The organism is Streptomyces sp. NPDC002144 (genome assembly GCF_053593695.1).
This window is the reverse complement of record NZ_JBSFDB010000074.1, coordinates 17134-28872: the sequence shown is the minus strand read 5'-3', so window position 1 is coordinate 28872 and position 11739 is coordinate 17134. Positions and strand designations below refer to the sequence as shown.

Sequence of the window (11739 nt, the reverse complement as noted above, 5' to 3'; positions counted from 1 at the left end):
TAGAGACACGCCCTCCAGGCGGACACACGCACGTCCGCCCAGGTCAGACCCCGGATTCGCCTCTCCAGGCCACGGAATTATGTCGAACCCGGGTCAGGAATCTGGACGACATTGGATCCGCTGCCCGACGATCGGCGACCGCAGTAGCCGGGGGCGAGTGGCCAACCGAATCAGGCCTGGGGTCAGAGTGGTCGTGCTCAGGCAAGACCCGCGGAAAGCGCTGAACCCGTCCTTTCGTTCAGCTCCTTTTTGCGAGCGCCACTTCGAGGGTGGCGATGTGCTGTGCCTCGGCTTCCTTGCGGATGGCGGCGAAACGGCGGTCGACAACAAGTACGGGAAAGGCCCAGAGGAAGCCCCAGGCGCTGAAGGAGTCGACGACTCCGGTCTGGCGCAGCACCGTGTTGGTCAGGAAACACAGAATGCCGCTGAGGGCCCAGACGGTCGTGCGATGCCGGCCAAGGAAGCGCACGGGGGCGTTCCACGGCCCGGACAGCGCCTTGAGGGTCGCCGCGCGTACGACGGCTTCGCGGTCCTCGACGTTCGCGTCCCTGGTCACCGCTTCGTCGCCCTGCCGGAGATCCACGGCCAGGGCACGTGCTTGTGCCTCGGTCTCGCGGCCCGCGACCGCGGCGTCCGCCGCTCTCATCCGCAAGTCATCCCAATAACCGCGCCGCGCCCAGCGTTCTGCTGCGGCAAGCCGGTCGGCTTCGGCGGACTGCGGTGCGAGCTGCTTGAGGCGCTTGGACAGGGTGACGGCTCGCGCGGCCCGGCCCGGGTACTCGAAGGAGTCGGCGCGCAGGCACAGTTCGGCGTAACCGGCCAGAAGCCCCAGGTGGTCACCGTCGAGAGCGAGTCCGGCCCGGAAGGCTTCCTCGGCGGAGTCGTCGTGGTCGTCGTCGTCCTCGGCAGCGTGTCCGAGGGCCAGCCAGCAATACAGATCCGGGTGGGGGCCGAGCTCGTCCAGACCCGCCTGAGCCGCGCGCCTCACGGCCGCGTTTCCTCCGGCCACGAAAAGCTGCTCGCAGCGCCGCTGGTACGCATCGATCGCCGTCACCCGGGCTCCCCCAACCGTTGCCGCCTCTTTTGACAGGGCGTGGACATCGGCCAATCTTCGCAGGCCGCCATCCCTGCGATGGACCAGGGGCATGTCCAACAAGATCCAGCGCCTGGTCATCCATGAAACTCAGCGGCGGCGCCGGCGCACGTCCGTCATGGTGCGGTGAACAATGCGGGGAACCCTGGCGCGAGCCAGGGCTTGCGCCCCCAGGCGAGGACCTTGCCGCGGACGATGGCGCCGATGGCACTGCGCCTGCCCAATGCGAGCAAGAAGAACGTGATCGGGTCGATCAAGATCGTGCAGTCGGGACGACGCGGGGGCTCGGCATGTACGGCCAACGCGCCGTTGGTGAACGTCACCGTCAGCCGGGAGAGGCCGCGCAACCTCAGGTCGTAACAGGCACTATGACCGGCAGCCGCTCGTGCATCGACGACACGGTCCATGGCAGTGATCAGAAACGGCATCGCCAAAGCGACCCTGTCACGGTCGACCATGTGTGGTCGACCGAGTGCCACTGCGATGTCATAGCCGTGCCCAAGCATATGGGTCAGTAGGTAGGAGCTGAGAGTCCCCAAGTCCATGGGCCCCAGCGGTGTCACCGTGGGTGTGTCCGCCGACCGCAGGCCGGCCGCCTCTGTGAAGGCCCGCGCATGCTCTACGACGCCGCCCGCCAGGACGGATGTGTCACGTTCGGGGAAGGACACCAGGGAGGCGGCATTGGCCGCCGCAAGTCCCCCTGGTGTGCCGTCGCCGTACACCTGCTCATGCCCTGCGGCAAGATCAGCCATCAACTTGTTGGCCAGGACCAGATGCGCCGCGGACTCTCCAACCGTCCACTCAGCCCCAGGAATCGGCACCGTGGCATCCGTACATGAACGGAGCAAGCCGGCTATCTCCTGGGCTACGACAAAAATGGCTTCAGGCAGCCGCAATCGCGTGGCAGCCTCACGATGAGGGGCAGTCATAGCTGGGAAGGGTGGACCACCGCTGCCCATCTGTCCAGGTACACCGTTTTACGCGTCGGCTACGCGTCGCAGGAGAGGATCGTCAAGGACAGCGGCCGCTGGCAGGCAGGGTGATCGCCACGCGCGATCCGGACGTCGGCCTCACGTAGCACGTCGGCGGCGGCGCCCGCACGCGGTCGGGATCGACACAGGGATGGTGACAGAGCGCTCTCCCGGCCTGCACCCGGCTGCGCCCGCTTCGGGCTCGGAAGAGTCGCCGCACCGCTCGTCGGCGTCGGCGGCGCCCGAGCCGTCCTCCCTCTCGGCCTCGGCACCGTCGCGTCGATCGCATTCGCCGCCGTCGCCCATGCGCTGTTCACCGAGAGCCTGGCCGGCAATAAGAAGCAGCACGCGTGGAAAGTCCCACAGGCATCTCGACCAGCGGCCGGAACCAGTGCACGTCCAGCGGGCCCAGCAGTCCAAAGTCCGCCATACAACCCGTCTGCTCGAACCACTTCATCACCTGGGGCACGGATCCCTCACAGCAGGCGCGTACAGGTCGGACAAGGTTTCGACAAGGTCGCGACAAGGTCGGTATTCCACCATCCGTGCACGCATCGCCGAGGGGCCGGCCCGAGACGAGTTCTCCGCCGGAAGGATCGCTCACGGAAAAGGACCATGAATGAACGTCACAATACGCGCAGCCCGCAGGACTCTGAGCGCGACCGTCGTCGCCGCCACGGTGGCGGCTCTGGGCCTGCTGGCACCGAGTCCGGCCGAAGCCGCCGCGAGTGACTGCCCTTCCGGCAGCCTGTGCGTCTGGGACCAGATCAACTACACGGGAAACCGCTGCAGCTGGAGCAACGCCGACAGCGACTGGACCAGCGGAACCGTGAAGTGTTCATGGGCCGACGACCGCAACGTCAAGTCGGTCTACAACCACGGGACTTCTTCCTCGTACGAGGGGGTCGGCCTCTATTCCGGAACGGGCTACTCGGGGTATCTCGGCTGCATAGGACAGGGCGTGAAGGGCCCTGGCGTCAGCGGCGGTCCCGGCCTAAAGGTGCTGTCCCACAAGTGGCTCGCCAGCTGCTGAGTCCGGACGTCCGGAGAGGGATAGCACGGCACGGGCCGAGCGCCCGGTGGGGCCGTCAGGGGGAGCGGCCTCACCGTCGCCGATGCAGTCCTATGCAAGCAGACCCCAGGGGTGCATCAGCGCGGCCGCCCGCCAGGCGGCATCCGGTCGGCCGCAGCGCGGGTCGGCAGCTTGGTCTTGTGACGAGCAACGGCTGCCACGAGCGCGGAGTAGTCCGAAACGGCCATGTCCTCGCTGGCAAGGGCGGCCTCCTGGACGTCGAGGAGACGTCGACGTAGAGGTGCATCAGGCGGCGGTCCCGAGATTGGCGGGGCGGATGTGGCTGGGATGGTCGCGGGCACGGCCCTGGACTGATCCCGTCCGAAGCGCGCCCCGGAGCCGACTTGCCTCGGCTCTCTGACGAGGTCGGTGCCCCGAGCCGGCTGCCGGGGCGTGGAGGCCCAGCCGTGAGCCGGCGCGGCAAGGTTTTCGCAAGGTCGCTGCCTCAGCGTGGGCGTCACCAAGTGCGGACGGCTGCGTCCTGGTGGGCCCACACCGCTGACGCGCACGTCCTCGGCCTGGGAACCGCGTCCTGCCCTGACGGAACCCCGCGTCTGTGCCTCAGCAACATTCACCGCAACGGAGGGAGACAGCATGATCAGGAAGAAGACATGGGCGGGGTGGGCGGCGTTCGCTGCCGTCGGCACGTTGATGGCGAGTGCCCCACCCGCGTCCGCCGAACCGACCTTGCACGGATGCGTCTATCCGCGGGTCTGCTTCTACCAGACGGAAGCCCAGTACACGGCCGGCAGTCCCACGGCCGCCTACCAGGATCCGGACTACAACCAGACGCTGGGCCCCAGGAGCAAAGGGGCCGACGTCGTCTACAACTCGCGCAACGACGACACGGTCCTGCTGCGCATAGGCAGTACCAGTACCGCCTTCTGCCTGGACCCGAACAACACGGTCCACAACGACGCGTCCGTCACGGTGACCGCCATCCGCATCCGGTCCAACCCGGCGAAGTGCAGCAACCTTTTCGAGACATGGCCCTCGAGCTGACGTGAAAAGACCTGCCTCACGGTGCGGGTCGCTCACTCGTTGCCGCCGGCGCGACGTCGTACCCACCAAGAGACCCAACCAGTGAGAACAAGCGAAGGGGGATGCATGATGACTTACAGAAAGCAGGCTTCGGTGGCGAAGAGACTGGCCGTCGTGGCCGTATCGGCCGCCGCCGCCCTCGTCGGCTTCTCGGCCGTCCCTGCCCAGGCGTTGTCCTACGACCTGAGCACCACCGGCGCGGCGGGCAGGATCACCTATGTCGGAAACGGTGACTGGTCGCTCCACGCCCACGACACTCTCACCGACGGGCACTGCGCCCGCTATCAGGTGAAGGACACCGACGACACGAGCTGGCGGTGGTACGGCGACATGGTCTGCACCTCGACCGATCAGTATGTGACGGGAGCCCGCACATCGTGGTCCGTGCGCATCTGTCGCACCGGGGTAGGGAACTGCTCCGCCGCAGTCAAGCTGTGACCAGCACTTCTCGCCAGCGTCGACTTGGCAGGCCGTAAGGTGCCCTGCCCTGGCTGCGACCAGGGCAGGGCACCTGGCGCGGCCCGTGCCGCCGTCAACCTGGCCTCCCGGCAGGCACGATGACGTGCAATGCCGGCCAGGCCCCGGCCGGCACACCGCGCGGAGGCCAAGGCGGCCTCGAGAACTTCGCATTCCGCCCTGGCGCGTTGCTCATTCTGCCTGCACCGAGCGGCGGTTCTCTTCGCTCCGGCACCGGCCGGAAGCCATCTGCCTCTGCACTGCCAGCACTTGCCGAAGAGCCGTCGTCCGCACGCGCCGGTGGCCTCGGGTCCGGTGCGGGCATCGCCGCACTTCTTTTGCACAACGGGTTCCTAGGCTGCCGTGGCACTGTTCACCCAGCGCAGGGAGTCCACCGTGACACTGATCGTCGCCGCCGCATCGCCGTTTCACGGCCATGTCCAACCCGTCCTCACCGTCGCATCGGACCTGGTGCGGCGCGGGCACGAGGTCGTCGTGCTGACCGGCAGCCGGTTCGCCGACGACGTACGGGCCGCCGGCGCGCACCATGTATCGCTGCCGCCCGCCGCGGACTTCGACGACCGGCAGCTGGATCTGTACTTTCCCGACCGTGCCGCCTTCCCGCCGGGCCCGGCGCAGCTGGAGTACGACCTGAAGCATGTCTTCGGTGATCCGACTCCCGCCCAGTACCGCGCGCTTCGGACCTTGCTGGCCCGTCGGTTCCCGGCGTCCGTGGTCATCAGCGATCCGCAGTTCCTGGGGGCGACGGCCCTCAGCCTGTCCGCTCCGCCCGGCCACCGGCCGGTCACCATCGGCCTCGGCATCACCATGCCGACGCTGCTCAGCGAGGACGCGCCGCCCATCGGGCTCGCGATGCCGCCCTTGGCCGGGGAGGGGGCGAAGAAGCGGCACCGGGAAATGAACGACCAGGTCAGAGAGGTTCTTTCCGGTGCCCAGCGGCACATCGAGGAGAACTTCGGGGAGAGCGGCACCGAGTTGCCCGGGTTCGTCCTCGACTGCATGGTCACCGCGCCGGACCACTATCTGCAGCTGACCATCCCGGAGTTCGAGTATCCGCGCGGCGACCTGCCGCCCTCGTTCCGGTTCGTCGGTCCCCTGCCCGCCGCGCCGCGCACGCCTCGGCCGCTGCCGGAATGGTGGGCGGAAGTGGAGCACGCGAAGCGGCCGGTCGTCGTGGTCACCCAGGGGTCGTTCGACAACCGTGATCTCGGCAGGCTCGTGCGTCCGGCCCTGGACGCCCTGGCCGGTGAGGACGTCCTGGTGGTGGCCGCGACGGGGCGCGCGGACGGCCCGGCGGTGATCGAAGCCGCGGGAGCGGTGCCGGCGAACGCGCGCATCGGCGGGTACGTCCCTTTCGACGCGCTCCTTCCGCACGCGTCCGTGCTGGTCACCAACGGCGGGTACGGCGGTGTGCACGAGGCCCTGAGGCAGGGGGTACCGCTCGTCGTGGGGGGCGACGGAGAGGACAAGCCCGAGGTGGCGGCCCGCGTCCAGTGGAGCGGGGTCGGGGTCGATCTGGGAAGCGGGGATCCCTCGCCGCAGGAGGTCCGCGCGGCCGTGCTGAGCGTGCTTGCCGAACCCGGGTACGGCGAGCGCGCGCAGGCCCTGCGAGCCGGGTTCGAGCACCATGACGCGCTGGAGGCCATCGCGGAGGTGATCGCCACGGCCTCCTAGCCGCTTTCCGCGGCCGGGCCTACCGTCACCGCCCGCCCTCGCAGCGGATTTCCACGGCCCGGCCCTCCGGCACCGCCCTCGCAGCCGCCCCCGCGCCCGCTTTCCAGCCGTCACCGTCCTCGTGCCACGCCCGGAATGTCTGGCCCCGTGAGCGCGGCCCCGCCGCTGCCTAGCATGAGGCCCAGAGAGGACGGGGCGATGACATCGATGCCACTGCAGTTCGAAGTACGGGTACGGCGGGAGGAGACCGAGGTGGAATCGAGGCCGCCGCTGCGCCGCACCCTCCTCGCCCTGCCGTTGGCCCGAACAGGCTCCCCGGTGCCGTTGCCGGACATCGTCGATGCGCTGTGGGCAGACCGGCCTCCCGCTCACGCCGCCAACATGGTGCACCGCCATGTGGGGCACCTGCGACGGCTGTTGGAGCCGGGGCTGCCGCAACGCGGCAGTGACGGCTGCCGGCTGCTGGCCCCGCCCGACTCAGTTGGCCTTCGGCCACATCCCTGGTCAACTCGGCCGCCACGAGCGGTCAGTGCCCCGTCACCGACTCATTCGGCCGGTGACCGTCATGAGGAACGCAGGGCCGCAGACACAAGCCAGGCACACTTCGTCCACTGCCCCCTGCCTACGCTCCCGCCACCCACCAACACCCTTTCACCGGGAGCGAATTAAATGACGTACACAATGATCAACGGCAACCGTCTGTTCCACACCGACGAGGGACCGGCCCAAGGCCGCGGTGGCGAGACACTGCTGCTGGTGCATGGCGGAACCTGCGACTCACACGACTGGTCGGCGCAGATCGGGGCGTTCTCGGAGCGGCACCGGGTGATCGCCCCGGATCTGCGCGGTCACGGCCGCTCCACAGGGCTGAACGGCGGAATGCGCCCTCGTGACTTCGCAGCGGACCTCGCGGAGCTGCTTCAGGGCATCGACGCCCCTCCGGTGGTCGTCGTAGGACACTCGATGGGTGCCGTGGTCGCTTCCGTCCTGGCGGTCGAGTACCCGTCCCTGGTGCGGGCCGTCGTCGCGGTCGAGCCCGGCTACGGCTTCGAGGCGCAGTTCGCGCCGCAGCTCGCCGCCGCCTTCAGCGTCCCGGACCCGGTCGCCAGCGCGGTGGCGGTCCTGGGCGGGCTGGAGAACCCCGCCGCGGACGGGCCCGACGCGGACGCACTACGGGTCTGGCACCGCCGGCGGATCCTCGGCATGGACCCGATGACCGTACGGGACGTCTTCCACGGCCTGTTCGACGAGGCGGCCGCCGCGCTCACCGTCCGGCCAGGCGTGGAAAGTTACCTCTCGCGGCGCACCTGCCCGGTGCTGTCCGTGTCCGCGGCCGCATCCCTCAAGGCCAAGGGGATCGACGGGGACTGGGAGGAAGCTTTGAGCCGGCACCCCTACAGCGCGTCGGCCGTCCTCGAAGGGGTCGGGCACTGGCTGTTCCAGGAGCGTCCGGCCGAGTTCAACGCCCTGGTCATGGGCTGGATAGACGGGCTGCCGGCTGCCTGACCGCATGCGGGCACGCGCACGGGGGCACATCACGGGGACATCAGGGACGACGACGGTGACGATGCGGTTTGAGGTCTTGGGACCGGTACGGGTCTGGCGCGACGGTCAGGAGGTGGCGCTCGGCGCGGCCCAGCAACGCCTGCTGCTGGCCCAGTTGATGGCCCACGGGGGAGGGCCTGTGGCCATGGACGAGTTGCAGGACGCCCTGTGGGGCGAGTCGCCGCCCAGCTCGCCCGCCAACGCGGTCTACCGGCACATCGGTGTGCTGCGCCGGCTGCTGGAGCCCGGGCTGCCCGTCCGGTCCCCTGGCCGGTGGCTGGTACGGGACGCGGGCGGGTACCGGCTGCACGCAACGCCCGAGACACTCGACCTGCTGCGCTTCAGGGAGTTGGTGCGGCGGGCGCGGCAGCGCGGTGTCCGGGGCACGCGGGAGGCCGTACCGCTGCTGCTGGAAGCACTGAACCTGCGCACCGGGCCGGTCGCCACCGGTGTCCCCGTGGAGGCGCGCTCCCACCCCGCGTTCAACGCCCTGGAGCGCGAGCACCTGGCGGTGGTGAAGGAGGCCGCGGGCGCGGCACTGGCCACGGGCCAGGCCGGGCAGTTGCTCGCCGTGCTGCACCGCGCCGCGGCCGAGCACCTGCTCGACGAACCACTGCAGGCCCTGCTCGTGCGCGCTCTCGCGGCCGGCGGACAGCGGGCGGCGGCCCTCGAGACGTGGCAGCGCGTGCGAGCCCGGCTCACCACCGAACTGGGCGTCGAGCCCGGCTCCGCACTGCGAGCCGCGCAACAGGAGGTGCTGCGCGAGGACGCCGGTGGGAATCCGTCCGAGCCGTCCCTGCCGTCCGAGCCGGACCACGGCGTCCACGGGCCGGTCCGGCTGACCGTGGTTCCCGACACTCCGGCCACCGTCACCTCCCCTCCGGAAACCACCCATCCGGCTGCCCCTGTCGTCTGCCCCGCCCAACTCCCCGCCGACCTCGCCGCGTTCGCGGGCCGACGGTCCGAACTCGCGCACGTGGCAATGCTGTCGGCGAAGGACACGGCGGGAGCTCGGATCGCCGTGATCAGCGGGATGGGCGGCATCGGCAAGACCACGCTGGCCGTGCGGTGGGCGCACCGCGCCGCCCACCGCTTCCCTGACGGGCAGCTGTACGTCAACCTGCGGGGCTTCGACCCGGGCGGGGTCCCGGCGGATCCGGCGCAGGTGCTGCGCGGGTTCCTTGAGGCCCTCGGCGTGCCGCCGCAGCGCACACCCGCCGGGGCGGACGTCCAGGCGGGCCTGTACCGCAGTCTGCTGGCCCGGCGCCGGGTGCTGATCCTGCTCGACAACGCACGGGACGCCGAACAGGTGCGGCCCCTGCTGCCGGGCAGCCCCGGCTGCCTCGTGATCGTCACCAGCCGCGACCGGCTCCTCGGTCTGGTCACGGCCGAGGCCGCGCGCCCCCTGGCACTGGACCGGCTGTCGACCGCCGAGGCCCGCGAGACACTGACCCGCCGCCTCGGCGCCGACCGCGTCCTGGCCGACCCGGAGGCCGTCGACGAGATCGTCACCCGGTGCGGGGGGCTGCCGTTGGCCCTGGCCGTCGTCGCCACCCGGGCCGCCGCCCATCCGCACTTCCCGCTGGCCGCGATCGCGGACGAACTACGCTCGGCCCACGGCAGCCTGGACGCCTTCACCGACGCGGACCCGGCCGGGGACGTACGGGCGGTGCTCTCCTGGTCCTACCGTGCGCTCAGCCCCGGCGCGGCACGCCTGCTGCGGCTACTGTCCCTGCATCCGGGCCCGGACCTCTCGCTGCCGGCCGCGGCGGCCGTCGCGGGCGACGAGCAGGCGGCCGTCCGCTTGCTGCTGGCCGAGCTCACCCGTGCCCACCTGCTCACCGAGCACCTGCCCGGCCGGTACGCCTGCCACGATCTGCTGCGTACCTACGCAGCCGAACGCGTGGCCAAGGAGGAAAGCGCGGGCGAGCGGGAAGCCGCCGTACGCCGTCTCTTGGACCACTATCTGCACACCGCGCACGCCGCCGGCCGTGTCTACTCGCCCTTCTGGAGACTCCCCCTGCTGCCCGCCGCCGCCCCCGGGGCCAACCCCGAGTCCTTCGCCGACGACGCGCCGGCACTGCGCTGGTACACCGCCGAGACACGGGTACTTGCCGCGGTCGCCGAACGGGCGGGCGCCCGCGGCGACCACGCACATGTCTGGGGCCTGGCCTGGGCGCTGGAGCGGTTCATGGACCGGCAGGGCCACTGGCACGACGGGGCCGCGCTCCAGCGTCTCGGCCTGAACGCGGCGATCCGCGACGGCCACCGCACGGCCGAAGCCCATCTGCGCCGCGGCCTGGCACGCGCCTCGGCCCGCCTGGAGCGGTACGACGGCGCCCAGACCCACATCCGTCACTCCTTGGAGCTGTTCGCCGAGCTCGGCGACCGGCTCGGCCTCGCCCACGCCCATCGCAGTCACGGCTGGCTTCTGGACCGCCTCGGCGATCATGACGGAGCGCTCGACGCGGCGGGCCGGGCCCTCGCCCTCTACCGGGCCCTCGGTGACCGTGCCGCGGAAACCAGTGCCCTGCACGCGCTGGGCTGGAGTCATGTCCTGCGGGGCGAACACCACACGGCCGCCGCCTACTTCGAGGAGGCCCTCGACGGCCTGGTCGGTCTCCCCACCGGTACCCGGTACGCCGAGGCCGGCGCCTGGGACAGTCTCGGCGTCGCCCGCCACCACCTCGGCGAGCACCGGCAGGCCATTGCCGCGTACCAGTGCGCGCTACGGCTCTACCGCGAGGTCAGCGATCTGTTCAGCGAGGCGGGGACGCTGCGTCACCTCGGCGACACCTACCTCGCCGTCGGCGACCCCGGCGCGGCCCGCATGGTCTGGGAACGCGCGGTGCGGCTCCTCATCCGCACCGACCCGACGGCGGCCCAGGAGACCCGTACGCGCCTGCTGGCCCTCGGGGACGCGGTGCCCGCGCCACGGATCGCCGTCGTCTCCGCGGCCCCCGAGGACCTGCCCCGGACTACCCGGGGCGGCACATGAGTGACTCACTCCTCGCGGCCCCAGAGCGCGAGAAGGACCGCATTGTTCGCCGGCGATTTCGCTGGCGCTGATCCACCTGACGACGTCACACGGACGTGTTCTTGCGCAGCGCGTCCAGGCTCTTGCGTACCGGTGCGCACGAAAGGCCGAAAGTGGCCCAGGCGCCCTTGCCCGGGCGGTACTTGAGCGCCGCCAACAGCAAGTGCTCGGTGCCGAGCCGACTGGCGCCGATCTCCGCCATCACCGTGGCCGCGCCCTCCAACAGGCCCGCGTGTTCCTGGCTCGGGCGGATGTCCTGTGCCGACACCCGCGACACCGGCGGAATCATCTGTCGGCTGCGGTTGACGGCGAATAGAGGGGGTGGCCCGGCTGCACCGCAAGGTCCGCCGTCAGCGCCTGGACCACGCGCACAAGACCGCCGTGAGCCTGGTGCGTGAGCATGACTTCATCGCGCACGAAGACCTCAAGATCCGCAACATGAGCAAGGCCCCCGCACCCAAGCCCGATCCCGAACAACCGGGCAGCTTCCTGCCCAACGGGGCCGGCGCGAAGGCCGGGCTCAACCGCTCGATCGCCGATGCCGGATGGGGGGTGTTCCTCCAGATCCTCACCGCCAAGGCAGAATGCGCCGGACGGGAAGTGATGGCCGTGGACCCCCGCAACACCTCCCGACAGTGCCCCGAATGCGGGCACACGGCCAAGGAGAACCGGCCCACCCAGGAAAAGTTCCACTGCGTCTCGTGCGGCCACCGCGCGCACGCGGACACGGTGGGTGCGATCAACGTTCTACGGGCCGGGCTGGTCCATCGCGACGCCAACCAGGCATAGCGAGAAGCCCCCGGCTTCAGCCGCGGGAGGAGTCACGACT

At 70.4% G+C, this 11739-nt stretch carries 9 protein-coding genes and 2 pseudogenes; 7 read left to right on the top strand and 4 right to left on the bottom strand.

What is annotated here, in order from left to right; all coding sequences use genetic code 11:
- Positions 1 to 238: 238 nt before the first annotated feature.
- Positions 239 to 1174, bottom strand: a complete 936-nt coding sequence (locus ACWCQ1_RS47315) for a hypothetical protein (protein ID WP_358609936.1) — start codon at positions 1172 to 1174, stop codon at positions 239 to 241.
- A 35-nt stretch (positions 1175 to 1209) separates the two neighbouring features.
- A complete protein-coding gene (locus ACWCQ1_RS47310; protein ID WP_451029519.1) occupies positions 1210 to 2022 on the bottom strand; it encodes a maleylpyruvate isomerase family mycothiol-dependent enzyme in 813 nt (270 codons plus the stop codon).
- A gap of 661 nt (positions 2023 to 2683) precedes the next feature.
- Between ACWCQ1_RS47310 and ACWCQ1_RS47305 the strand changes: the two genes are divergently transcribed.
- Positions 2684 to 3097, top strand: a complete 414-nt coding sequence (locus ACWCQ1_RS47305; protein WP_133047805.1) for a peptidase inhibitor family I36 protein — start codon at positions 2684 to 2686, stop codon at positions 3095 to 3097.
- Between the two features lie 111 nt (positions 3098 to 3208).
- Here the strand turns inward: ACWCQ1_RS47305 and ACWCQ1_RS47300 are convergent.
- A pseudogene (locus ACWCQ1_RS47300) lies at positions 3209 to 3383 on the bottom strand (toxin Doc); the annotation flags it as partial.
- A 347-nt stretch (positions 3384 to 3730) separates the two neighbouring features.
- On the opposite strand from ACWCQ1_RS47300, the gene ACWCQ1_RS47295 reads away from it, so the two are divergent.
- The 5 genes from ACWCQ1_RS47295 to ACWCQ1_RS47275 all read left to right on the top strand — a co-directional run bounded on the left by ACWCQ1_RS47295 (position 3731) and on the right by ACWCQ1_RS47275 (position 10871).
- The gene (locus tag ACWCQ1_RS47295; protein WP_451029518.1) at positions 3731 to 4138 is read left to right on the top strand and encodes a hypothetical protein; all 408 of its coding nucleotides are present in this window, start codon (positions 3731 to 3733) and stop codon (positions 4136 to 4138) included.
- A 105-nt stretch (positions 4139 to 4243) separates the two neighbouring features.
- Positions 4244 to 4615 (top strand): hypothetical protein, encoded by a 372-nt coding sequence (locus tag ACWCQ1_RS47290; RefSeq protein ID WP_358609927.1) that lies wholly within the window; start codon positions 4244 to 4246, stop codon positions 4613 to 4615.
- Positions 4616 to 5029: 414 nt separating this feature from the next.
- A complete protein-coding gene (locus tag ACWCQ1_RS47285) occupies positions 5030 to 6328 on the top strand; it encodes a glycosyltransferase (RefSeq protein ID WP_451029517.1) in 1299 nt (432 codons plus the stop codon).
- Positions 6329 to 6997: 669 nt separating this feature from the next.
- Positions 6998 to 7834, top strand: a complete 837-nt coding sequence (locus ACWCQ1_RS47280) for an alpha/beta fold hydrolase (RefSeq protein WP_451029516.1) — start codon at positions 6998 to 7000, stop codon at positions 7832 to 7834.
- A 61-nt stretch (positions 7835 to 7895) separates the two neighbouring features.
- Positions 7896 to 10871 carry an AfsR/SARP family transcriptional regulator gene (locus ACWCQ1_RS47275; protein WP_451029515.1) on the top strand — a complete coding sequence of 992 codons (2976 nt, stop codon included), beginning with the start codon at positions 7896 to 7898 and terminating at the stop codon, positions 10869 to 10871.
- Positions 10872 to 10956: 85 nt separating this feature from the next.
- Here ACWCQ1_RS47275 and ACWCQ1_RS47270 read toward each other — a convergent pair whose 3' ends face one another.
- Positions 10957 to 11187, bottom strand: a complete 231-nt coding sequence (locus tag ACWCQ1_RS47270; protein ID WP_451029514.1) for a hypothetical protein — start codon at positions 11185 to 11187, stop codon at positions 10957 to 10959.
- Between the two features lie 44 nt (positions 11188 to 11231).
- On the opposite strand from ACWCQ1_RS47270, the pseudogene ACWCQ1_RS47265 reads away from it, so the two are divergent.
- Positions 11232 to 11699, top strand: a pseudogene (locus ACWCQ1_RS47265) (RNA-guided endonuclease InsQ/TnpB family protein); the annotation flags it as partial.
- Positions 11700 to 11739: the final 40 nt, after the last annotated feature.